Consider the following 24,464-nt stretch of genomic DNA (forward strand, 5'->3'; position numbering starts at 1 on the left):
TTATTTCTGTGCCCTTTGATTAGGGTACTAAACATTTTTATGGAACTATTTTTTCTGAAAACAGTTTAAAAGGCGTTATGAAACGGATAAAAACGTTAGTTATTGCGCTCCTGGGGCTGTTTTTATTAAACTGCGAGGACAGGGAGCCAATATTAAAAACTGAAAGTTTGGTGGTGAAGAGTCCGGATGAGATTATTCCTCTTGACTCTGTTCACGTAAGGCCGGTTCTGTACGAAAACATTCCCTCTTTTGCTCAATTGACGGTTGATGAATCCAAGGATAAATTTATCGCCGCAGTGCTTCCAGCCATCCTGGTGGCCCAGCATGAAATGGAATCAGATAGAAACAAAATCAATGAGTTGAGTAATAAAGAACAATGGGATGATGAGGATTCTTCTTACTATCTCACTCAATTAGATCGATTCAATGCCAACAATATTGAGGATTTGCAACAAAGGATGATTGCACTGCCTCCAAGCCTTGTTTTGGCTCAAGCTGCGGTAGAGAGTGGATGGGGGTCCTCCCGCTTCTTTCGTGAAGGAAATAATCTCTTTGGAATTTGGTCGTACAGCAACAATGAACCACGTATGGAGGCCAAATATGATCGAGGTGAAAGAAGTATCTACCTCAGAACTTACAAAAACATATCAGCGTCGATCACTGACTACTTTGAAACATTAGGTCGCTCCAGAGCGTATAGCGACCTAAGAGTAGCTGCAAGCAAGTCCTCGAAAGCCTCCGATTTACTGCCCTACCTTAAATATTATTCGGAGAAAAGAGAGGCCTATGTAGCTCAGCTGCAAAAGATCATTGATCAAAATAATCTATACCAGTACGACAATCGACAGATTGATCCGGCCTATTTTGTTTCAGAGTAAAAACACTTGACATGAATAGACGCTTAAGCAGTTTATTAGCATTAATCTGCCTTTTACTTTCTTATGGTTGTACTACTACTTCTGACACGACTGAGGCAAATGCTTCCGATCAGTCAGCTGAAAACGGGAAATCCATTGTTTGCTTTGTCTATCACCGTTTTGGTGATGATCAATATCCATCCACCAATGTTTCATTGAAAGACTTCAAGGCGCATCTCAGCTACCTGAAGGACAATGGATTCCAGGTACTGTCCTTTGCTGACGCGATAGATTACTTACAATCTGACGGTCCCAAAAAGAAAACTGCAGTGATCACGATTGACGATGGGTATAAAAGCTTCTACGACAACGCACTACCACTACTTTCAAAATTTGGCTTCCCTGCCACAGTTTATATCAATACTGAAACGGTCGGTGGTGATGATTATATGACCTGGGAAGAGCTTAGGTCAGCCACAGCACAGAAAATTGAAATCGGAAATCATACCCATTCCCACAAGTACTTTCTCGACGAATCAGAATTTTCACGTTACAATACCTTCCAGTCGGAAATTGAAAAAAGTCAGCAGCTCATCAAGAATAACCTTGGTATCACTCCCGTAACCTTTGCTTACCCTTTTGGTGAGTTCGATCCAAAAATGAAGGACATCGTCAGGCGCGCTGGTTTTAAGGCGGCCGTGGCCCAAAATTCAGGGGTCATATCCACGCAAACGGACCTGTTCAGATGTCCGAGATTTCCAATGTCAGAAAATTATGCTGCTCCGGACAAGTTTGCTGCCAAGGCAGATATGCTCCCTTTATTCATTGATTTCGAAAACCCTACTTCCTTTATGCTTCCGCCTAACCAAACCACTCCAACTTTGACTTTGACCCTGGACCCCGAAAACCTGAGGCTAGATGAATTGCAATGTTTTATTCAGGGAAGCGATTGCGAGTTTTTACGCCTGGAGACCAACCAAATTTCCATTCGGGCAAAATCAGATATCTCCTCCCGAAGAAGGACTTTATATACTATCACTGTTCCTGACAAAGATGGAAACTGGCATTGGCTCAGCCATCTATGGATCAATCCAAATGGGAATTAATTATCGGCCCAGAACCAGAAGCGCAAGACCGGCTAGAATACCAATAAGGTAAAGTCCTTTGCGCCCGGTATTTGCTTCTTTGAACAAAATGGCGCCAAAAAGGAATACAATCAAAACGTTGGACCGACGCACCAGACTAATGATGGAAATCAGAGAGTCAGGCAAGGATATACTATAAAAGTAGAGATAGTCTCCAATAAGAAGAAACAGTCCAATAAAAGGGATAGCCCACCTCCATTGAAACGGTGTAGACGCAGCCCGACGGGGATACCAGACCAGTCCCAATATTGGAATCAACAGTATCGTTTGATAGAATGTGAAATAGGCTTCAACGGCCATCACATTCATATCTCTCAAAAGGTAGCGATCGTATAGTGCGCTTATGGAGCCCATGAGAGTTCCGAGAACCATCAGCCATATATAAGGATTCGATCTAAAAGAAATTCCCTCAAGTTTTCCGGCCGTCGAGAACAGGTAGAAAAATAAAAAGATCAGTCCTCCGCCTACAAATTGCATAGGAGTAAGGCGCTCCGAAAAAATAATAAAAGCACCCAATGTCGTCCACAAAGGGCCTGTTGACCGAATGGGAGCGAAAATCGTCAAAGGGAGGTTTTTCAATGCAAAGTAGGTACAGATCCAACTCGAAAGAACGATGACCGTTTTTAAGATAATCTTCCAATGCTCCTCAGAAGTGATATGTGGAACATACGCCAGACTATCCTGGGGAATTATTCCCATTTCTGATAACAGCACAAATCCTATCATGATGATAGAGGCGGCCACAGTAGACAGAAACAAAGTGGGCATCACCGCATTCCGGTCAAGGGAAATCTTTTTGAAAATATCATAAAACCCCAGAAAGACTGCCGAAGCAATCGCAAGAATCAACCACATGTCCCGTCCTTTTATTTCGGCAAAGTTACCGCTGCAATTTGTTTCCCACAGTTTCATTAATTTTAAATATGTCTGACTTGAAAACCACCCCTAACAATCAGAGCGTTACAGAATTTTTAGATGCTGTTCCTAATGAAACACGCAAGAAGGACGCACGTGCTGTTTTGCAGCTCATGAAAAAAATCACAGGCAAAAAACCGGTGATGTGGGGTCCAAGTATTGTTGGGTTTGGTACGTATCACTACAAGTATGCCTCTGGTCGCGAGGGTGATTGGTTTTGGGTTGGGTTCTCTCCAAGAAAACATAAACTCGTACTCTACATCATGGCCGGATTTGGAAAATATGATACATTGATGGCCCAACTAGGAAAGTATAAGACTGGTGTCTCCTGCCTTTACATCAACCAACTAAGTGATATCAATATTGACATTTTAAGAGAGCTGATCACCGAGTCTGTAGACTTTATTAAAACCAAAAAATGGTGATCAAAAGACTCCATCTTTCAAGCATAATATTACTCTTTGCCTACCTTCTGTCCTGCAATAGCACATCTCCTCCTGTGATAACAAAATCATCTGTTGACGTACCAACTGACGCGCTCTTACAAGCCATATCTTACGTAGATAACAAAACCATATGGGTCAGTGGGCATAAGGCTACTTTCGCCCGGACAACAGATGGCGGCGAATCCTGGGATTTGTTTACTCATCCATCAGATACACTACAATTTCGTGACCTCCATGCATTTAGCGAAGACCATGTCCTGCTCATGAGTGCGGGCACGGGTAAGCTTTCACGTATCATGCACTTTTTTGTGAATGAAAATCTCTGGCTCGAATCTTATGCTATGGCTGATGAAGAGGGCTTCTTAAATACGATTGAGTTTTGGGACAACGACTCCGTGGGCCTGGCCTTTGGAGATTCTTATCAGGAAAGGATGTTTATCCTTAAAACGTCAGATGGCGGCGAACATTGGAATCGTATGAACCCAAAAACACTACCTAAACCGGGTAAGGGAGAAGGTGGATTCGCAGCCAGTGGAACCTGCATTAGTACATTGCCCGGTGGAATTGCCTTCATCGGCACTGGAGCGGGAGGAAATTCCAGAATACTCACGACCTATGACTATGGATCGACGTGGGCGGTCAAAGATGGCCCTCTGCCCACAGGGGAGATGGCGGGGATCTTCTCCATAAGTATGCTTAATGAGCAAATTGGAATGGTGGTCGGGGGAGACTTATCAAAGCCTTCAGAATACCTAAATAACGTTGCAATAACCAAAAACGGCGGTTCCTCGTGGGAACCTGGGAGGCAAACCATCACAAAGGGAACATTCTATGGAAGTGATCTCCTTATGTGGAAAGACAACCCGTTCATTATCGCCACCGGACCGCAAGGCATAGACTACAGTCATGACTGGGGCCAGTCCTGGAATAATCTGGATTCAGGAAATTTTTGGTGCGTAAAAATGCACCCTTCAGGATACGGGTTAGCTACAGGCGCAGATGGGAAAATTTTAAAGATCGAGATAAATTGAAGGCGTATGTTACGAATCGGTTGGATAATGTTATCTCTTGATTAATATTTCAGTTAAATTCGAGCGGTTTTCAACAAAATTAAAAGTAAATGATCGTTGTAGGTAGCTACGAAGAATTTGAAAAATACATAGGTGAGGATATGGGTGTATCCGAATACCTGAAGGTTACTCAAGAGCAAATCAATAAATTTGCCGAGGCGACTTTAGATCATCAATGGATACACTGTGATGAAGAAAAGGCCAAGAATGGCCCATTTGGTACTACCATTGCCCATGGTTACCTGACATTATCTCTCGTTCCTTATCTATGGGGTCAGATTCTGGAGGCGAAAAACCTCAAAATGATGATCAACTATGGAGTAGACAACCTGAAATTTGGTGCGCCGGTACCAGTTGGTAGTGAACTAAGACTTCATGCGAAACTTGATAAACTTACAAACCTCAGAGGAATCACGAAGGCTGAGTTTGGAGCAAAAATGGAGATTAAAGACAACCCAAAAGCCGCTTTCACAGCTACGCTAATCCTACTTTATCATTTCGAATAATCCCTTATTCAAAAAGGAAAAACTTATAGTCATTGCACGGGTTGTACACTTCGTACAACTCGTCAAATGACAATACCTCTGATCCGTAGATCACTCCACCCGCGAAGATGGAGTCGGTCAATGCAAAAAGGGCATCACGTTCATCCAAACTATCGGCCACATCAATGTAAGTGCCATCGGTAAGCTCAAAGGATACATAATTGCCCGATCTCTCCAATACATTCATCTCTCTCAGATAAAATTCCAAATCATTGGTTTTTGGGTTCAACCCAACCCATCCCATACCTGTAAAAGGTTCCGTCCCGGTATAGGAGTTGAAGAATGATTCATAAAGCATCAAAAAGACAATGATGTTATCGAAGCTGTTATTAATGGTATCCGCCAGCGAACTATCAGCGGCATCGTACATGAAAAACGGAGAAATCTGGTAAAGTTTATCTGTTGACTCAAAAAAGGTAGAATAATTAGAATAAATAGAGCTCACGAGCTCCCCATTCCCTAAACCGTCGAATGAGGCATCAAAAGTTGAATAACTGTCATCCTGCCCCATACAATACACCGTATCCAATTGCTGAAAATTGTTGGTACTGAAGCTGTTAATCGTATATTGTTTTCCTGACAGGGTAAAATTGACAGGTTGATCAAAAATCAATTGTTCAGATAAAAATGAAATGTCTGTTACCGTCTGAATTTCGGTTTTTAGAGAAGCATTTTTGACCTCATCAAACGTATAACCTATGGCCGCTCCATGAATTTTAGCACGTCTGTTCCCCAGATCAAAACTGGCAAAAACGGAGACATTGTCGTCCGGATAATACATTTGATATAGTGCATTCGCTCCTATGCCTGCAAGGTCCCCCAAACGGTAGCCTCCAGTAGCTAATTGCGCTACTATTTCTTTCGAAATAAGTCCCGCATCGGTAGATGCAGCAGGTCTGAAAACGAGTATTGTTTTATCTTCAGTGCCATCAGATTTACTTGAAAAAACCAAATTTCCGGCTGTCTCTCCCTGGTATAGAAATTCGAATTCAGCTCCAAAACTGTTCTGATTTAATTCGAATAAGTAATGGAACACACCATAAGTCTCCAGAATCAATTCAGTACCCAAATCATTGTCGATACGATAGGTAATGGTGTCATCGTAAAACTCACCGTCATTCGCCGGTACATCAGACTGAACTCGTACCGTTCCATCCTCATAAAAATTCAGGATAATTAAAAATGTCCCGGCTTCTGAAGTTGGCTTATAATCGATCCGCCACCCCGATGAGGCTTCAATCAATTTATTCTTCAGTTCCGTTTTTGCAATTGCTTTTCTTTCCTCTACCGATCCGATGTTATCTGCATCCTGATTACAGCCAGTTAATAAGAGTAATAAGGCCATGCCCGCTGTTCCATATTTTAACCACCTTCTCATGGCACTACAATTTTAGACTGGGTGGCGGCCCGGAGTTCCTCCAGATTGATTCCGGTTACTTTTTCATAGTGATCCGCGATAAGGGACAGCTTTTGTCTCAGTTTCGCTCGCCCTTCATTCCTGCGTTCACAATCTACCGTAGTACATTCCTCATCGATCGTAAATCTTTCATGAAACTCAGGGTCAAATAGATAAAACGCCACGATTTCTGCAAAATCCTCATTTACTGAGCTTGTACCATATGGTGAAACAAATCCTCTTTCGAGTGCCTCATCGTCAGTGAGAATAAACCATGATCCTGGCCCCGTGTATCCTATCGGAGATACATTTTCAAACCCCGTAGGAAGCTTATACCTCTGATGGACAACGTGCGCGAACTCATGGTAAATCGTTCCCAACTGGAATAATATCCAGTCCTGATCATTGGGGTCAACATCGTTAACATTGAGTAGCGTGATACGAGCACCAGCCTCGGCCACCCCCAATAGAACGGTACCACCCTGGTAAATCAGGCCACCAAACAAAATAACTTCAGCCGGAACATGATCGTAGAAAAATTCCGCCCCGTTTTCCACTTCTAAAAAAGGCTGAGCCCAATATTCCTCAATGAAATCAAGCATCGGACGAACCGCATCCAATTTAACCGGAGTCACTCTTTGACCAGGGGACAAGTAACTATCTACATACCTGTACCGTACGGCCATGCCATATTTCTGAACAAAATTCTGGTCTATGTACTCATCCAGTTCATTGGCAATCAAATCCTCATTCTCTTTCTGAGGGACATTCAATGTTTCCTTGTCATAGCACGAAGCCAACATGAACATCATCAACATGAACATGCCTCCCTTCAAATACTTTTGATATAGCACATGGCTTATTATCATGCTACCTCTCATTTTTTTCCAGGCCCCCCACCTCAACAGCTGAATTAGGTATTTGTAATAGCCATTGAGGATCGTTTTCAACCTCCCCAATGGTAATGATGCTGCCATTTTCAAGGTCATGGCTCATCGAAAGTCCCCATCTTTTCGCATCGAACCATCGCATGCCCTGAGCAAGAAATTCCTTACGCTTTTCAAGTATCAAAACATTGAAAAGTATATTTTGGTCATTCATTCCAAAGGAACCATTCGGGTCAATAAAATCTCTTAATGATTGCATGGTCACCGTTGTACTATCACCCCCACTATATCGTCTTGCAAACAATGTATTGAAATCACTAATAGCCTCGTCCAACTGATTTTGGTAAATGTAACATTCAATCCTATTGAACAGCACCTCCTCACCTCGTAAAGAAATAGCAATATGGTATGGGGTACCAACATTAGAATTTAGGCTACTACGCTCGAAAAGACTCTGATAGCGCAATGGGAATACACTGGTATTTCCTGTGATATCACGTCCCTTTACCAGGGCCGGATTCTCACGTTCATCTGTAGTGCCAGGTAATGGATTTTCAGCAAATAGGGCTCTGTAGAAATCAACCGATGCCGCATAGGAAAAATCAGTTCGCTGAACCAGCGAAATCTTTCTCATCAGCAGCAGATTGGCAGGTTCATCGGGAGAAGTATACACCTGGGGGTATGCAGTGATCGAAGATTTTGCCCCGAGATACTCATCTGAGGTCATGTCCCGAATAAAGTTCTCCGGATTGGCACCAAGTAATTGATCACAATATTCCATACATCGAATAAGGTCAAACTGGTACAAATAAAACCTGGAGGCGAAGGCCAATGCCGCATTCCTGGTAAAATGATATTTGCCTGAATTGGCGTAAAAATTATCACTGATCAATTCAAGCCCCTCCAAAAGGTCGTCTTCAATTTGGTCGTAGACTGTGGAGACCCTTGCCCGACTATATTGTGCATAAAAGGTTGTTTCAGGAGTTTTAATATACGGTACACCCAGGTCTGTATTCGAAGTGGAATTATCATAATCCTCCGCAAATAAATTGACCAACATGAAATGACCATAGGCTCTAATAAGTTTGGCCTCTGCTTCAATTGCATTTCTTTGAGCAATCTCCTCCTCGGAATCAACCGGTAATTCGTCCAAAACTTTCAAAACCTCATTAGCATGTGCAATGGCGTTATAAGTTTCATACCAAAAAAAGTCAGGTGAATCTTGTTGATCCGGACCGGCATTGGTGACTTCCTCCCACTGATATAGCTGATCCATCCATGTGAATCTGGTAGTGTTTTGGGTAAACTGCACATCATCTGTCATCCAGTCGGTAAAGGCCGGACTCGCAATAGAGTACCCATTAGTCAGCAATTGGGAAGCTTTGTCGAGGGAATTTAGTTCTACCCTGTTGTCAGGTACCGCATCCAGATACTTATCGCATGCAGATAATGTCAGGACAGCTCCTGCTAAAATCACCACTTTGTTGAAGATATGTATTACCCTTCTTTTCATCTTCAAAAGCCAATATTTAAAGACATGGTAATCATTTTAGGCTGTGGAAGCGCAACACCTCCAGAACTAAAAAACTCCGGATCCTGTCCGTTCAGTTTATCATCAGAATATAGTAAAGCCAGGTTCTGCCCCACGACAGATATAGATGCATTGGATATCCCAAGCCTGGTTGTCAATCTTCTGGGAACATTATAGCCAACCTGGACAGATCTTAATCTCACATAGCCTCCATCTGCCACCCGTACCGAGCTCTTATTATACAGCGCATAGGCCAGACTATTGTCAGGGTCCTCCTGCGCCGCTCCTTTATCCAGTATGACTGGAATATCAGTTATTAATTCATCTCCGGGCACCGCCCATCGGTTGATCAACTCGCCCGGTAACGCATCAAAATCGGTATAGCTGCTATAGTAAGCATCATTTAACCTGATTTTATAATCAAACTTGAACGACAGCAAAAAGCTAAAAGTGAAGTCCTTATACCTGAAATTGTTTGTTAATCCTCCAGATCCCCTGGGTTCGGTTGGTCCTTCATACTTTAAGATTTGATCCAGGGCACTTCGATCCTGTAAATCAAATTGCTTTACAATTTCCCCGTTTTCATCATAAAATGTGGGTATCCCTTGTGAGCTCAACCCGGCAAAACGTGCCGAGAATAAACTCCTTCTTGGCCTGCCTAAATACGCTGTTCCACCCTGGCCAATAGCCTCAGCTCTTAAAGGCCCGTAGTCCAACTTCGTGATTTTATCAACAGTGTATCCCGCATTAAAATTGGTGCTCCAGGTAAAGTCCTTAGTCTTCATGTTTTGGGTGGTGACAAATGCTTCATACCCATCAATCTGCATGTTCGCAAAGTTTCCGAACTTCAATGCCTCTCCACCAATTCCGCTTGTCTGGACAGTTCCAATCAAATCAAAACCCTGACGGATATAATAGTTAAAGGACCCTGAGACCTTGTCATTGTAAATGGAATAGTCTAATCCCACGTTAAACTCACGGAGTTTCTCCCACGTCAGCTGTTCGTTAGTCAAATCTTCGATGTACAAATAAGGCTCCACATCTGTTGGTCGGATTGTCACATCCGATTTCAAATTCAACAAGGCACTCGTATTTGGAGGAAGATTACCGGATATCCCGTAGGTAGCTCTAAGCTTAAGTTCATTAAGGAAAGGGAGATTGGCCCAGGATTCATTGGTCACATTCCAGGCTCCGGAAACGTTCCATGTAGGTAAATAGCGTGCCTGCTTACTCTTTCCAAGCTGGTTTGAGCCATCATAACGCACCGTGAAATTGGCAATGTATTTTGACTTATAAGCATATCCTCCATTGACAAAAGATCCTAAAAAGCGATCTTGTTCTCTCGACAAGGAGTAGTAATCAATATTTTGAAGGTTGAAAAACTCAATGATATTGGGATCTGTGACCACCACACCTCCACTGCTGTAGACCACACCCAATCCTGTCGCGCTCTGCTGAGAACGATTCGTATACCTAATTTCCTGACCCGCCAATACATTCACCTCATGACTGGGACCAAAATTTTTGTTCCACTGAACGCTAATTCTTGAAAAGAAATTCAATAGATCTGTTTGATCAACATATTTGAAACCGCCCTCAGGAAGGACGATAACCGGATTCAATCCCGGATTATCCGGATCTCGATACAGTAGATTATTGGCATCCTGAATGAACTGTGTATCATCCGCTCTGTAGGCCTCCGCCTGATTGGAATTTTCATGGACCGTATGATCCTGTTTGGTGGAGGCATATCTTGCCTGAAATACTCCTTTGATTTTTAACTCTTTAGTTGGATTCACCTCGAAATCAGTTTGAGCCGAAACATCTGATACTGTGATGTCCATATAGTTCAATTTCAACTCTTCGAGGATATTGAAGTCGGTAAAGTTACGACGAAAATACTCTAAGGAGCCATCGTCCTCATAAGGCCGAATAGAACGTGCCGTATTAAGGGAATAGCTGTAAGGATTAATGTCAAAATTTCGGCTGACCCTACCCGTAATAGGATCAAACTCGCTATTCCGTGTCCCAGGAACCTTCTGATCTCTATAACTTGCTGTTAGCTTTAGCCCAAAAGTGAAATTCTCTGAAATAAAGTAAGTATTCCTCGCTGACCCGGTTATCCTTTGCACATTATCTGCTATAGTTTGACCCTCATCATCCATGTAACCAATGGAGTAATAGCTATTAGATTTTTCATTACCTGCGGTAAAACTCAGAGAATGTTGCTGCTGTAATCCGATATCATTGAATAGTAGATCAAACCAGTCGGTATTGCCATTTTCATATTTATTAAGGAAGGCCTCGTTCAGAGAACCACCAGGCCCCCAGTCCAATTCATGGTTGGCTATCAAAGCAAAATGCTTTCCCATCACCCCATAATTTTGAGCCCGAACAGAAGTACCGATATCCAATACCCCCTTATCAACCAGTTCCCTGTAAACCGACATTTCCTCTGCCGAATTGAGTAAATCAAACTGATTGTAAGTTGGCCTGAGCTTTGCGGAAAAATTACCGGTATAACTCACTCTCAAATCACCACTGCGGCCTCTTTTGGTAGTAATTACAATTACTCCATTAGCCGCTCTGGCACCATAAATAGCAGTGGCCGAGGCATCCTTCAAAATTTGAAAACTCGCTATGTCATCCGGGTTCAAATTGGCAATGGAGGAGCTGGTGAGCGTATTGGCATTTCCGGAAATCAGATCATCCGTGTTGACGTTCGAAAGATCTTCCAGAATTACCCCATCCACCACAAAGAGCGGCTGGTTATTTCCATTAATGGAGGCATTTCCTCTTATCCTGATCTTTGGGCTTGTTCCGAATGTTCCGGATACATTGTCTACCGTAACCCCGGCAGACTGACCCTCAAGCATCCTGCTGACATCTGAGGCCCCTGCCACCTTGATATCTTCCATGCTCAGACTTTCAGAAGCTCCCGTAAATAGTTTACGATCCACTTCCTGGAAGCCCGTCACTACCACTTCTTCCAATTCGGTGGAGGCCTCCTTTAATGATATACTTATGCGGCTGAAATTGTTGACTGGGATGGTCTGAGGTTCCATACCAACCATTGTCACATTCAGCTGATCCCCCTTTTTTACCTGAAGTGAAAAATTTCCATCAAGGTCAGTGATTGTACCGGTTGTAGTATTGAGAATTTGAATGGTAACCCCCGGCAATGGTTCACCGGATTCATCCAACACCGTGCCTGATATAGTTCCATTATCCTGCCCCCATAACAACGTATGGGTAAAAAATAACAACAGAAAAATACCGAGACACTTATTTATCATACTCCTCAATCCTGCTTGTAATACCTCTTATGATTATTGAGCCGCAGCTTGAAGATCAAAATCGTGTTCTAATTCAAAGTTGACCAGTTTAAGAACTGTATTCAATTGATTAATGTATTCAACGGTGTCGTAGGCTGCCGATGCTGTATCTAACAAATCATCCAGGTAGTCAAAGTAAGCCTGAGTGACCGTATCTGCATAAATATCACTGTACAAAAAGGTGGACTCTTCTGAACTCATGATCAAGTCGCTTCCGGTAGCAGAGATAATCTTAAAGCTGTTCTCCAGACCTATCGGTTGACCCGTAGGATCAAGGGTAAGATATCCCTCAGCCATAGACCATTCTCCCGACTCAGTAAAAGTTGAATTACCATAGGTCGGGCTACCAATAAAAGCCAAATCCCGTGTATAAGCAGTTTCTGTAAATGTTAACTTATAGGAGCTTTCACCGTAGTAGGACACCTCTTCATATTCTTCCCAGATGCTATAACTTGCCGGCAAGTTTGTATAAATGTATGAATCCACAACCCACGTTCCCAACATCGGGTTTTTCTCCGGCTCATCGTCCTTACACGAAACCAAAACAAACAATAAGACCAGGGCGGGAAGAAGTTTAATGACTTTTTTCATATCAGTATTTTTGAAAGTAATTTATGACCTCATGATAATGTATTCAGCATTGCTCTACGACTTTTACCAAATTATTGAATAAAGTAGGTTTTTCACCACATTAACTTAAAAATAATCAGGATACATGACCAATCCTACACTTAAGATCATTTCAACGGCCGATGGGTCGCACAGCTTACACCGGGAGGACCTCAATGAGACCTACCATTCTTTTCACGGTGCTATGGGAGAGTCGGACTATGTCTTTATAAAAGCGGGCCTGGACTATTTTGTTCAAAAATATCAGAAAAATACTGTGAGTGTCTTTGAAGTAGGATTAGGTACCGGTCTAAACGCTCTACTTGCTGCTAATTGGTCCCGATCAAAAAAAATCAAGGTTGAATATCAAACCATTGAGCCATTTCCGGTTCCAAAAGAAGTCTATGAAAGGTTGAACTATGGTGAAGGTCAGGATGAAAGAAAGAAAATCTTCCTGGACATCCACAGTGCCCAATGGGGAACTGCAACCCAAATTCTGCCGGAATTTCAGCTCATGAAGTCCCAAACCACCCTTGAGCAAGTTGATATCCCTACTCTTTTTGATGTGATTTTCTTTGATGCTTTCGCCCCATCCAAGCAACCAGAAGTTTGGTCACTAGAAAACCTTCAAAAGTGTTATGCCCTGCTCAATAATGGGGGTATCGTCACCACCTATTGTGCACAAGGCCAATTCAAGAGGAACTTAAAATCTGCGGGATTTGAAATTGAAATTCTGCCAGGAGCCATGGGAAAAAAGGAGATGGTAAGAGCTCATAAAAGCTAAACCCTTCCTTTAAATATGCAGCTATTCTGGATTGTTGTCTCGAATGGTGGCATCTGTCACGATCTCTTCTTTTGAAGTCACATCAGCCACATTAAAGAAACCCACAACTCCCACTTCAGGATTCGAAGAAGAAATATTCGTAGGAACATTAGCCAGCGGCGTAGCAAACAAGGCTCCGAATCCTCCACTGACATTGGTTTCCTCCATGACCCTCATCAGGAAGAACCACGCCTCCTCGGATAGCGAGTGTATCTCCACATAAGCGGTGTCAGTTTTACTATAAGGCGGTAAAAATTCTCCATCCTTCTCATCAAACGGATTCATGGCCGTTCGAATAGGCTGGATGAAAAACAACGCATCAAAAGCGTCCGCACCATCTCTGGAAAATGCAGCGTCATAGGCCAAATTCATTTCATTGGGCTGATTTAGGTAAACGCCATTCTTCCAGGATTTTATCCAATAGGTGTCGCCAACTCCCTCCAGATCCCTTGCCCAAAACTCTCCGTAATAATAATCTTCATTAATAAAGGCATCCTTTGGCTCGTATTCAAAAGTGATGCTATCAATTGAAGGTGAACCGGAGAGATCCGCCATGGCCTCATAATGAACTCCTTCAAAATCAATGCTGAGCAAAAAATTATCTCCTAAACTCCCCAGTGTCTTTCCTGCTCCTGGGGCATCCCATGTATAGCTCCCATCTCCATCCAAATCCTCAAACAATAATGTATCTCCCTGATCAATATTAACCACGATCACATCTGCTCCCAGAACTTCAGGGGCCTGGCTCTCATCAAAATAATGCCTGGTAAAAGCCAGTGTGATTTCTTGCTCCATGAATTGATTAGTAAGCCAGGCATCTACTACCAACATTGCCTCAGATTCCTCCAGATCTACATCTATTTTCTTCTCGCAGGCTAAAATCCCTAATCCAGCCAATATCAAAACCAGTATATTTCTCAACGTAATCATGGCATCAGAATTTAAAATTGTAAGAAACTGCCGGAACCATGGTTCCCAATATAGCCGTCTGATAAGCCGAAGTACCTGCTAGTGCTCCATTATCCAGTCGTTCCTGCCCTTGTCCAAAATAAATCGCAAAAGGGTTCTCGCGAGCGTAAAGGTTATAGACGGTAAACACCCAATAATCCTCAAGCTTCTTTTTCTTGCCGTTTGGTTTGTACGATCTCATTTTGAGATTAGCCGATACATCCAGTCTATGATAATCAGGAATCCTGCTATTATTTCTTCCTTCTACACCCGGAATGGTTATGCCTTGAATTTCAAATCGGTAAGAGGGCAGCGTTGTAGGAGTACCGGTGATATAAGTGAAATTAGAAGAAATGGATAGCCTTTTGGACACATCATATGCGGCAGTCAGTTTCATATTATGTGTTTGGTCGTACCGTGTTGGGTACCACTTATTACTATTTACCCCATCTACCTGAAGCTCCGTTCGTCCAAGGGTATAACTAATCCAACCGTTCCATCTACCTGCAGGTTTCTTTACAAAAAACTCCAATCCATAGGCCCTTCCACGTCCCGAAAGCAGATCACCTTCCAGGAAACTATTGATATATAATTCAGCTCCATCAATGTAGTCCACCTGATTTTTATTGCGCTTATAGTAGCCCTCAACAGAGGTTTCGAATTGATTGTTGAAGAAATTTTTAAATACACCCAGGGCCACCTGATGACCAATCTGAGGTTTTAAATTATTGGTACTTGGGGTCCATACATCTGTGGGAAGTGTGGCGGCCGTGTTTGAAACCAAATGAATGTACTGGGTCATTTTTTGATAGCTAGCCTTAACAGACATGCTTTCGTCAAACTCATATTTCATGGAAGCCCTTGGTTCCAGATTATAATACGTCTTAATGTTCTCGAAATTTCCGGCCTGTGACATACCGGTCAACGGCTTTCTTTTTCCAGGTTCACCTTCTTGATAGTAATAAACAGTGCCATCACCGAGATAAGAAAATCCGGACAACCGGGCACCATATTCAACAGTGAATGCATCGGTGACCTTTTGTTCATTACCTACATAGGCCGCATACTCCAGGCTCTTTCTTTCCTCTAAGCTAAAATCACGACCCTCCCCATCACTGGCACCATAAACATTCGCGGGGATGAATCGATAAAGAATAGCTTCACCACCAAATGACAACTCATTTCTGGTATTGATAAAGTAGGTGAACTGCTCTTTTAGGTCGTAGGTGAGAATTCGGGACTTCCACCTGAACTCATCATCGTCATCCTCACCCACCTGAAACGAATAATCATAGTTGCTCAGGAAAAGGGTGGTATTAGAAAATATTTTGTCGGAATACAGATGGTTCCACCTAAAAGTGACCGTTTTGTTTCCCCAGTCAAAGCCCTGTCGCTCGTCAAAGTTGAAATCATCACGTCCGATGTACCCGGACAGATAAATACGATTTTTAGGGTTAATGTTGTAGTTAGACTTAAAGGTGAGGTCGTAAAAATAAAGACCAACCCCATCAAGGTCATTATTTTTAAGAAAGGGTCGCGCCAGCACATCAATATAAGATCTTCGACCAGCCAGAATAAATGATGCCTTGTCTTTGACTATCGGTCCTTCTACAGCCATCCGGCTGAAAATTGTACCAACACCGCCGTTGACTTCATACCGCTTATTGTTACCTTCTTTCATCCGAACATCCAGAATGGAGGACAGCCGACCACCGTACTCTGCGGGTGTACCACCCTTATAAAGTTTTACATCTTTTACCGCATCCGGGTTAAAGACCGAGAAGAAACCGAACATATGAGAAGAATTATAAACAGGTGCCTCATCCAACAGCACCAGGTTCTGTCCAACGCTTCCTCCTCTCACATTAAAACCACTGGCTCCTTCTCCTACTGTCGTTACCCCCGGCAACAACTGAAGACTCTTGATGACGTCCACTTCTCCAAGAAAAGCAGGTATTTTATTGATGGTTTTAATATCCAATTCATTGGTGCTCATTTCCATCTCCGATACGTTGGCATTCTCAGCGTGACCGGTGATGACCACTTCCTGCAGCTGCTCACTCTCCAATTCCATTTCAAGGTCTAACCTCTTGTTGGCTGAAAGGTCTACAGCTATTTCCTTAGACTCATATCCCACATAGCTAAAGGTCACCGTATATTTACCTGGCACCATGGTGATAGAATAGAAACCATAAAAATTGGTGACATTACCTGTTTTTAATTCTTTGATCAGCACAGTTGCTCCAATCAGGCTTTCGCCATTGGACGCATCTTTGACATACCCACTTAGGGTGTATTTATCCTGTGCAAATGACGATAAGCCAATAAAAAGTAGAGCTACTGCAATAAGGTTCTTCATACGGTGAATAAACTTTCAGGATTTTGAGCTTAATAATTCTTTTTAGCCGGAATTGTTTCAGCTTCAAAATTCATGACCCAAATCAAAGACGTCAAAAATCAGGAAGGGTTGGCTTTTTGTACAAAAATTTTCATTCTAATCAAGCCCTGATTCATCAGTAAATTAAACCAGAACTGATTGCAGATGCTGCATAATCATCTCTGCATGCACACGCGAGTTTTCTATAAACCATATATTGGTTTTCAATCCACCGCAGATGACTCCTGCCAAAAAAATATTCGGAACATTGGTTTCCATCGTCTCAGGATCGTACTGTGGGGTTCTAAATTCATCATCGCCGATCTTGATCCCTAGTTTTTTCAAAAATGAGAAGTCGGGCTGATAGCCGGTCATCGCCAAAACAAAATCATTGTCAAGTGTGATAAGCTTTTCAGGGGTTTGCACCTCAATCTGATGCTCACGAATCTCTGTGATCCGGGACTGAAAATAGGCTTTTATGGCACCCTCCTTGATTCGGTTTTCGATATCCGGACGGACCCAATATTTTACCCTCGGATTAATTTCTTCCTCACGGACAATCATAGTAACCGATTTAGCGCCCTTTCTGTAAGTCTCCAGCGCTACATCCACCGCAGAATTGGCAGCACCGACCACGGCAACATCCATCGCATAGTAGGGGTGAGGTTCATCATAATAGTGTTTCACTTTAGGTAAGTCTTCACCCGGGACATTGAGTGGAAACTCTAAATCGTAAAACCCCGTGGCGATGATGATAGCTCTGGCCTGATAGGTTCCTTTACTGGTTTTCACCAGGTGAAAATCCCCTTCACGTGTAACTTCACTCACTGATTCATAAAGATTTACATTCAAATCCCATGATGACGCTACCCGCCGGTAGTACTCCAGCGCTTCAGCTCTAACAGGTTTAGGGTTATGTGATATAAAAGGAACACCACCAATCTCCAAACGATCTGAAGTAGAGAAGAAAGTCATGTTCTTGGGGTAGTGGTAAATCGAATTCACCAAACAGCCCTTGTCAATAATCAGATGACTTTTCCCCACCTTTTTGGCTTCAATTCCACATGCCAGCCCAATAGGTCCGGCTCCAATAATCAATATATCAATCATGACACTGATAAATTTCCTGGGGTGTTACACAAAAATCCAATCGCACATCGTGTGCCTCCGCGAAACTAAACGCATCAAACAAAGGGGCAAGGTTTACGCCCATTTTCAACACATTTTTGGGCATATCGGACAACAAACGATCATAAAACCCCTTACCATAGCCAATCCGATGGCCTTTTTTATCTGCAGCTAATAATGGGATCAACACCATTTCAACAGTCGAAATATCTGCTGGCAAGGCATCAACCGGTTCAGGAATATCAAAGGCATTGCTTTCAAAATTCACGCGTGATGAATAGTAATAATGCCCCATGGTATGATTGCTGAAATCCGAAACCGAGATCATGACCTTTACTCCTGACTGATCCAGTTTCCTGACCAGGTCCCAGGAATCAAATTCATTGTTCCGTTTTATTGGCAGGAAAATGTGACAGGAATGAATCCCCTTTTCCTGAACAAAACGAATAAGGTGCGCCTCGACTTGCAGGCATCTTTCTTCCCAAACTTGTGTGCTCAGCAAACGCCTGTTAATAAGTGTTCCCTTTCTGACTTTGGCCTTGGCATCCGTCATTTACATATCCCTTATGATCTGGAAATGGAAATTAAAAGGATCAAATTTATTAAGCAACACCTGAATGAAGTCAGGGTTATTGAGATAGAAGGTTAAGAAATTGTCGTGGCGTTCCTGTAGGTTTCCTTCAGGGAAGAGCTTGTCCTTGATAGCGTCTATTTGATTCATCGCTGTGCTGTTATTCTGCTCCTCAGCCTTCTTTAGCCTTTTCGCAATAGTCTCCAGAGATTTAAAGGTTTTCACACTTTCTGCCCCTACAAATCCACCCAATGATTTATCAACTTCTTCTGCTTTAGCTTTAATTTTCTCAAATAGCACCGCAAATTGCTGCTCTTCCTCTTTCAACTCAAATCCATTTGAGCTAACCCTGTTAAGAATCATCTCTTTCAGGCTATGAGAATCTTTGAAAAGGTTCGCAGCTTTCAACTTCAATTTCTCAATTTTCTTCTGGGTAGCCTTAGGTACGAGTAAAGCAAAATTTCTTGGCATTAGCACCGGGAATTCTACACCATAATGTTCAAAAACCGTCTTAAGCTGCAACCAGTAACTAACTTCAGCCGGTCCGCCTACATAAGCAAGGTTTGGAAGGATCGTCTCCTGATAAAGTGGACGTAAGATCACATTCGGACTGAATTTCTCCGGTTCGCTCTCGATCAGATCTTCCATTTCATCCGCAGTGAAAGTCAAATCCGTGTTTAGTACCTTAAACTGATCTCCCTCCTTAACGATCCGCTCTCTGAAATTATCGTCGAGGTAAAAAAAGTTGATCTCCCGGGAATAGGCCTGTTCAGTATATCCAAGATCCTTTAACTTTTGAGACGACTCCTCAACCAACCGATTGGAATGATTCTCAAAAATCTCCTCTTTGATGGTTGGGGCAAACATTTCCTTTAGCTGGGCATTATCGCCATCTACCACTACCAGTCCATAATCCCCAAAAAGCTTATTTACATAATGTCTTACCGCATCTGCCAGTGTATGGTAATCCAGGTAAGCCTTTTCAAAAAGTGACACATCCTCGTCATCCAGTTCATGGATCACATCAATCAAAGTGTGTGGTTTCATACGACCAACAGGGCCGGTCTGATCAGTATTCCAACTATATTTTTTTCCAAAAAGATGAAAATAGCTGATCTCTGCCAGGTCATGATCCTCAGTGGCCATCCAATAAACAGGCACAAAATGATAATCCGGATAGGCCTTTTTCAACCTAACACAGGTATTGATCACCGAGACAATCTTGTAAATGAAATAAAGAGGACCGGTGAATATATTTAGCTGATGACCGGTGGTAACAGTAAAGGTCTTGGGATGTCTTAGGCTGTGAATATTAAAATCCACTGCATCTGTTTTACGGAGCGGGCCATATTCGTCTAACAAAACTTCTACCAGCGTTCCTCGCTTGTCCTCGGGAAACTGCCTGTCGGCAATAAGTTTCTCAAATTTTTTAGGGTCAGGAAAAGTATTGTAAAACGGTTTTAACTCAGCCTTTTTATTGATGTAATCCAGAAATAATGGAGAAAAACAACCAGCTTCTTCAAAGGTTACTTTTTCAGCTTTCATGACGGTATCACAGGTTTTCCATATAGGTCGAATGCCGTCGCATCTTCAATGATCACTTCAGCAAAGTCACCTACACGTAAATAATGATCATCAGTTTCAATGATTACCTCATTATCTACTTCAGGTGAATCGAATTCCGACCTGCCAATATATTTTCCACCTTCCATTCGATCAATCAAAACCTTCAATTTTTTGGCAATTTTATTCTGATTGAGCTCTTCCGAGATTCCTTCCTGCAGCTCCATAATTTGCTGCGCCCGCTCCTCTTTGACCTCTTCAGGAACATTATCTTCAAGTTTGAATGCGTGAGTGTTTTCTTCATGCGAGTATGGAAATACTCCCAATCGCTCGAAACGAGACTTTTCCACGAAGTCCATCATCTCTTCAAAGTCTGCCTCAGTTTCACCGGCATGACCTGCAATCATAGTAGTCCTTATTGCTATGCCCGGCACTTTCGTTCGGATTTTATCCAGTAGGGCCTCAGTCTTTGCTCGAGTGGTACCTCTTCGCATGATCTTCAGCATATTGTCCGAAGCATGCTGCAATGGAATATCCAGATAATTACAAATATTTGGTTTGGCAGCCATGACATCGAGCACATCTTCCGGAAAGCCAGTAGGAAACGCATAGTGCAGTCTGATCCAATCCAGTCCATTAACATCAGACAGACGATCCAGCAATTCTGCTAAATTCCTTTTGCCATATAGGTCTAGCCCATAGTACGTAGAGTCCTGCGCAATCAGCAAAAGCTCCTTCGTCCCATTTTTTACCAAATTGCTCGCTTCAGCAATGATCTCATCCATTGGCTTAGATACGTGCCCTCCTCTCATCAATGGAATGGCACAAAAACTACAGGGGCGATCACAACCTTCTGAGATCTTCAGATACGCATAGTGGCGATCTGTTGTCGTTACACGCTCACCCAGTAATTCCTTTTTATAATCTGCATTGAATTTTTTAAGTAATAGTGGCAATTCCATCGTACCAAACCAGGCATCCACCTGGGGAATTTCCTGCATAAGATCTTCCCGGTAACGCTGAGACAAACATCCGGTCACATAAACCTTCTCTACGAGCCCCTCCTCTTTTGCATCCGCATATCGTAAGATGGTATCTATCGACTCCTGCTTCGCATTATCTATAAAACCACAGGTATTGATGATGACAATGTTCGAATCATCCTTTTGCGATTCGTGGGTTGCATCTATTTCATTGCCCTTAAGCTGCGTAAGCATCACCTCGGAGTCCACGAGGTTTTTAGAACAGCCCAATGTCACAATGTTTACCTTATCTTTCTTTAGTCCTTTTGTTTTCACACCTTGAGATTGAATATACAAAGCTAATACATCCTTCACTCGACCTGCCAAATACTGTGATAAGAAAGCAAAAAAGCAGTCCTACCGGAATAAAATGGAGATATCCTTCACCAATTTGGGTCGAGTTTGCACCATTTCTGTTATACAGATCACGCTGGATCGCCAATATTAAACTCCTCGATTCAAGTTGATACAATTAAGAGGGCATAATAAGTTCATCTCCATTGTGTTAATATAACTTTGGGGCCGTGAAAATGAGAACCTGGTTTTTTCTTTTGGTAATAGCTGCGTTTGCGTGCAATGAAATCAATGAATGCGATCTTGATCCGGATGTTGGATATGCGGTGGTGGTATTTTATGATTACCATAGCCCATCGACTCCCAAGCAGACTAACTGGAACCTTGTTTATAATGACCAATCGAGTTATTACTACTATAATCTCGAGGATACCTCCTCCGTTTTCGGTTTACTCCTTACACCAGAAGACAGCATACTCACCTATTATTGGGAAACCGACTCTGTGACCTATGATTTAACCTTTAAGTATAATGTCGAAGCACTGAAAATATACTATCCGGAGTGTGAACCCACTTTCGAGTTTAACAACCTGAGAGTGGACACGACCGGGATCCTGTTTGATTCAGTAGCTGTAGTCAGTGGCTTTATTAACAAAAACGTACCTGTCAATGTGGAAGTATACTTTTAGCCTAATCGCCTTAGGTTGTGTGCTGACCACCTATGCCCAGCAGCTACCCGGACAATTCAATATGGGGTCCGGTGGTGGTGGAGGGGAGGCTATTACCATGAAAGAAATGAGGGCCCTAAGGCAGCAGTTGCCTAAGGATTGGAGCATCAAATATGTGAAGCTGAGTTATGATATTATGCCAACAGGCAGACAAATTCTGTTCCCCGATCAAAAGGGAATGGAATTTCAACTCTCCACCCAATTTTACCAGTATTTCATCATGGTAGAGGGAGGATTCCAGAATATAACTCGTAACCATTCCGACTCGGTCTATGATGCCAGTAATTCAGGGAGATATTATAGCTATGACTACAATAGCTCAGGAGCTTTTACGCGTATTGGACCAGAAGCCAACTTAATTAAGCCAAATGAGCTGGGAGGCTCCTTCACCTTTGGGCTCAAGTATGCCCACAGTTGGTTTCAGGATAAAATAGACTATAATGGCGATATTGGATTTGGTCAAAATGATTACATCCTTGAGAACCGAAAAGCCCAGGCCAGCTGGCTGGAGGCAACCACCGGACTGAACCTGCCCATCACAAAAAACCTGCACATGGGTTATACGGTTCGTCTTAAACTATTCAAAAAGGTCAAGGGAACGGATTCCCTTCAACCATTTGATATTCCCGGTTATGGTCGGTTTGAGAAAAATGTTGCCCTTGGCTTCAGCTATTATATCGGATGGGCCATCCCTTTCAATAAAGATAAAGGTGCGGCACCAAGTACGCCTTAACTCACCTTTGCAAGGTCGTTGAATTAAGCATTTAGAGATTTCCTTTCGACAACGGCAATGCTCGAAGGCATCCTATGGCAGAAAATGCGCTACGCGGATGCTAAATGATTTCTGCGGATTCAAAACCATATCCATGGCCAGGTTCCATCTTGCATTAGACCAACGGCAGGAATAAGTCAAGAATACCCTTTGCCTGTTATCCGGATCATGACGAACAGCAAAACAGGATCGGGAATAGCCACAAATTTTCGCCCATGCCAGATCAACGTTTCGAGGCCAACGCACATCCTGAAGCAGGATTCGCTTGATGACAGTTTCATCAATATCCTGTGCATTGGCATAGGTCCCACCTAGCATCAGCAAAAGAAATATGCTTAAAACGGACAACCGTACCATGACTATCTCACTTTAGAAAATGCCCCCACATCAATCTTGATATCACGCAAGCTTTTAGAGGGTTTTTTAGTGGAATCAGATGGCCAAAGGAAGGTCACCAGGGTGCGTAAACTCATTTCGATCTTTTTCATAACGTTCAATGTTTATATCAAATTGAACGATAATCTTCACTCGAAGTCCTATTAATACAATGAATAGATTTTGTAAAAACGATGAAATTTACTAATATAGTAGTATGGAAATCCGGCATCTAAAACTGATTCGCGAGGTAGCAGATAAAAAGAGCCTTTCAAAAGCGAAGGATGCCTTATTTCTTTCTCAATCGGCCCTCAGCCACCAGCTCAAGGAAATTGAAACCCAGCTTGGAACCGCCCTTTTTCATCGTGTCAACAAAAAACTGATACTAACCGGTGCCGGAAAAATGGTTCTGGAATCTGCCGAGCGAGTGCTATCCGATCTAGAGAACACCGAGCTGGCCATTAAAAAATATGCCTCGGGCCAGACAGGATCTATACGATTGGCCACGCAATGCTACACTTGTTATCATTGGCTCCCAGGTCTCTTAAAAGACTTTAAGAAAGAGTTTCCAAACGTGGAAATTGAAATCCTGCATAGCAATGAATCAGGAATTGAACATCAAATTCTTGATGGAAGCATCGATGTAGCGGTGATTTACGAATCATCTCATCAGCCCAAACTCAAATATGAGGAGCTTTTTCAGGACGAAATGTTTGCACTGGTAGCTTCAGATCACCCATGGGCAACGAGAGAGTATGTAGAAGCAAAAGATTTTGCTGATCAGCAGCTTCTGATACATTCATACCCCCTGGAAAGCGTGACAGTTTATTCTCAGGTACTAATGCCAGAAGGGGTTCAGCCCAAACGGGTAATGCAGGTGCAGGTTACCGAAGCAATCATAGAGATGGTCAAAGCCGGTATGGGAATCAATGTAATGGCCAAATGGATTGTACGTCCCTATTTAGATGATAAGGACATCGTACTTGTTCCGGTTACCAAAAGAGGCATTCACCGCACCTGGCACGCCATCACGCTGAAACAGGAAAATCCACCACAATATCTTAAGAACTTTATCGAGCACCTGAAGTGCAATATTGGAGGGGCATGCTGCTGCCTGAATTAGCCGG

The 24,464-nt window shown here is 42.7% G+C and carries 23 protein-coding genes; 9 read left to right on the forward strand and 14 right to left on the reverse strand.

What is annotated here, in order from left to right:
- The first annotated feature begins 77 nt into the window (after window positions 1-77).
- Both NXR94_RS01465 and NXR94_RS01470 read left to right on the forward strand, forming a co-directional pair.
- Complete coding sequence (locus tag NXR94_RS01465; protein ID WP_258102784.1) at window positions 78-878, forward strand: glucosaminidase domain-containing protein; 801 nt, start codon at window positions 78-80, stop codon at window positions 876-878.
- A gap of 11 nt (window positions 879-889) precedes the next feature.
- Entirely contained in the window at window positions 890-1,963 is a 1,074-nt protein-coding gene (locus NXR94_RS01470; RefSeq protein ID WP_258102785.1) for a polysaccharide deacetylase family protein, read from the forward strand.
- Here NXR94_RS01470 and NXR94_RS01475 read toward each other — a convergent pair whose 3' ends face one another.
- On the reverse strand, window positions 1,964-2,857 hold the full coding sequence (locus tag NXR94_RS01475; RefSeq protein WP_258102786.1) for a DMT family transporter: 894 nt from the start codon (window positions 2,855-2,857) through the stop codon (window positions 1,964-1,966).
- A gap of 68 nt (window positions 2,858-2,925) precedes the next feature.
- On the opposite strand from NXR94_RS01475, the gene NXR94_RS01480 reads away from it, so the two are divergent.
- The 3 genes from NXR94_RS01480 to NXR94_RS01490 all read left to right on the forward strand — a co-directional run bounded on the left by NXR94_RS01480 (window position 2,926) and on the right by NXR94_RS01490 (window position 4,939).
- On the forward strand, window positions 2,926-3,342 hold the full coding sequence (locus NXR94_RS01480; RefSeq protein WP_258102787.1) for a DUF1801 domain-containing protein: 417 nt from the start codon (window positions 2,926-2,928) through the stop codon (window positions 3,340-3,342).
- On the forward strand, window positions 3,336-4,394 hold the full coding sequence (locus NXR94_RS01485) for a hypothetical protein (RefSeq protein WP_258102788.1): 1,059 nt from the start codon (window positions 3,336-3,338) through the stop codon (window positions 4,392-4,394). Before NXR94_RS01480 ends, NXR94_RS01485 begins: the two co-directional genes overlap by 7 nt.
- An 89-nt stretch (window positions 4,395-4,483) precedes the next feature.
- Window positions 4,484-4,939, forward strand: a complete 456-nt coding sequence (locus NXR94_RS01490) for a MaoC family dehydratase (protein ID WP_258102789.1) — start codon at window positions 4,484-4,486, stop codon at window positions 4,937-4,939.
- A 4-nt stretch (window positions 4,940-4,943) separates the two neighbouring features.
- Here NXR94_RS01490 and NXR94_RS01495 read toward each other — a convergent pair whose 3' ends face one another.
- From NXR94_RS01495 to NXR94_RS01515, 5 genes are read right to left on the reverse strand one after another with little or no spacing between them, the layout of a single operon-like run.
- Window positions 4,944-6,356, reverse strand: a complete 1,413-nt coding sequence (locus NXR94_RS01495) for a DUF4302 domain-containing protein (RefSeq protein WP_258102790.1) — start codon at window positions 6,354-6,356, stop codon at window positions 4,944-4,946.
- The gene (locus tag NXR94_RS01500; protein WP_258102791.1) at window positions 6,353-7,243 is read right to left on the reverse strand and encodes a substrate import-associated zinc metallohydrolase lipoprotein; all 891 of its coding nucleotides are present in this window, start codon (window positions 7,241-7,243) and stop codon (window positions 6,353-6,355) included. The genes NXR94_RS01495 and NXR94_RS01500 overlap by 4 nt, the downstream gene beginning before the upstream one ends.
- Before the next feature lies 1 nt (window position 7,244).
- Window positions 7,245-8,774 (reverse strand): RagB/SusD family nutrient uptake outer membrane protein, encoded by a 1,530-nt coding sequence (locus NXR94_RS01505; protein WP_258102792.1) that lies wholly within the window; start codon window positions 8,772-8,774, stop codon window positions 7,245-7,247.
- Window positions 8,775-8,776: 2 nt separating this feature from the next.
- Window positions 8,777-12,088: a SusC/RagA family TonB-linked outer membrane protein gene (locus NXR94_RS01510; protein ID WP_258102793.1), complete on the reverse strand. Its 3,312-nt coding sequence runs from the start codon at window positions 12,086-12,088 to the stop codon at window positions 8,777-8,779.
- 33 nt (window positions 12,089-12,121) lie between these two features.
- On the reverse strand, window positions 12,122-12,718 hold the full coding sequence (locus tag NXR94_RS01515) for a hypothetical protein (RefSeq protein ID WP_258102794.1): 597 nt from the start codon (window positions 12,716-12,718) through the stop codon (window positions 12,122-12,124).
- A gap of 124 nt (window positions 12,719-12,842) precedes the next feature.
- Between NXR94_RS01515 and mnmD the strand changes: the two genes are divergently transcribed.
- Window positions 12,843-13,520 (forward strand): tRNA (5-methylaminomethyl-2-thiouridine)(34)-methyltransferase MnmD, encoded by a 678-nt coding sequence (gene mnmD / locus NXR94_RS01520; protein ID WP_258102795.1) that lies wholly within the window; start codon window positions 12,843-12,845, stop codon window positions 13,518-13,520.
- 21 nt (window positions 13,521-13,541) lie between these two features.
- Here the strand turns inward: mnmD and NXR94_RS01525 are convergent, their stop codons facing one another.
- From NXR94_RS01525 to rimO, 6 genes are all read right to left on the reverse strand, one after another.
- Window positions 13,542-14,489 (reverse strand): DUF4249 domain-containing protein, encoded by a 948-nt coding sequence (locus NXR94_RS01525; protein WP_258102796.1) that lies wholly within the window; start codon window positions 14,487-14,489, stop codon window positions 13,542-13,544.
- Between the two features lie 4 nt (window positions 14,490-14,493).
- Window positions 14,494-16,866 (reverse strand): TonB-dependent receptor, encoded by a 2,373-nt coding sequence (locus tag NXR94_RS01530; RefSeq protein WP_258102797.1) that lies wholly within the window; start codon window positions 16,864-16,866, stop codon window positions 14,494-14,496.
- Window positions 16,867-17,028: 162 nt separating this feature from the next.
- Window positions 17,029-17,994 (reverse strand): YpdA family putative bacillithiol disulfide reductase, encoded by a 966-nt coding sequence (locus NXR94_RS01535; RefSeq protein ID WP_258102798.1) that lies wholly within the window; start codon window positions 17,992-17,994, stop codon window positions 17,029-17,031.
- A complete protein-coding gene (locus NXR94_RS01540) occupies window positions 17,987-18,565 on the reverse strand; it encodes a 5-formyltetrahydrofolate cyclo-ligase (protein WP_258102799.1) in 579 nt (192 codons plus the stop codon). The genes NXR94_RS01535 and NXR94_RS01540 overlap by 8 nt, the downstream gene beginning before the upstream one ends.
- Window positions 18,566-20,128 (reverse strand): bacillithiol biosynthesis cysteine-adding enzyme BshC, encoded by a 1,563-nt coding sequence (gene bshC / locus NXR94_RS01545; RefSeq protein ID WP_258102800.1) that lies wholly within the window; start codon window positions 20,126-20,128, stop codon window positions 18,566-18,568.
- Window positions 20,125-21,444: a 30S ribosomal protein S12 methylthiotransferase RimO gene (rimO, locus tag NXR94_RS01550; RefSeq protein ID WP_258102801.1), complete on the reverse strand. Its 1,320-nt coding sequence runs from the start codon at window positions 21,442-21,444 to the stop codon at window positions 20,125-20,127. The genes bshC and rimO overlap by 4 nt, the downstream gene beginning before the upstream one ends.
- 254 nt (window positions 21,445-21,698) lie before the next feature.
- Here rimO and NXR94_RS01555 point away from each other — a divergent pair, with 254 nt between their 5' ends.
- Together NXR94_RS01555 and NXR94_RS01560 are read left to right on the forward strand one after the other, a co-directional pair.
- The gene (locus NXR94_RS01555; RefSeq protein ID WP_258102802.1) at window positions 21,699-22,151 is read left to right on the forward strand and encodes a hypothetical protein; all 453 of its coding nucleotides are present in this window, start codon (window positions 21,699-21,701) and stop codon (window positions 22,149-22,151) included.
- Window positions 22,132-22,923 carry a DUF6048 family protein gene (locus NXR94_RS01560; protein ID WP_258102803.1) on the forward strand — a complete coding sequence of 264 codons (792 nt, stop codon included), beginning with the start codon at window positions 22,132-22,134 and terminating at the stop codon, window positions 22,921-22,923. Before NXR94_RS01555 ends, NXR94_RS01560 begins: the two co-directional genes overlap by 20 nt.
- A gap of 72 nt (window positions 22,924-22,995) precedes the next feature.
- Here NXR94_RS01560 and NXR94_RS01565 read toward each other — a convergent pair whose 3' ends face one another.
- Both NXR94_RS01565 and NXR94_RS01570 read right to left on the reverse strand, forming a co-directional pair.
- Complete coding sequence (locus NXR94_RS01565; RefSeq protein WP_258102804.1) at window positions 22,996-23,319, reverse strand: hypothetical protein; 324 nt, start codon at window positions 23,317-23,319, stop codon at window positions 22,996-22,998.
- Between the two features lie 2 nt (window positions 23,320-23,321).
- Window positions 23,322-23,450, reverse strand: coding sequence for a hypothetical protein (locus NXR94_RS01570; protein ID WP_258102805.1), 129 nt, complete (start codon window positions 23,448-23,450; stop codon window positions 23,322-23,324).
- A 104-nt stretch (window positions 23,451-23,554) separates the two neighbouring features.
- Here NXR94_RS01570 and NXR94_RS01575 point away from each other — a divergent pair, with 104 nt between their 5' ends.
- Complete coding sequence (locus NXR94_RS01575; RefSeq protein ID WP_258102806.1) at window positions 23,555-24,460, forward strand: LysR family transcriptional regulator; 906 nt, start codon at window positions 23,555-23,557, stop codon at window positions 24,458-24,460.
- The last annotated feature ends 4 nt before the right edge of the window (window positions 24,461-24,464 follow it).

This window comes from Marinoscillum sp. MHG1-6 (genome assembly GCF_024714475.1).
GTDB lineage: Bacteria > Bacteroidota > Bacteroidia > Cytophagales > Cyclobacteriaceae > JAMZMI01.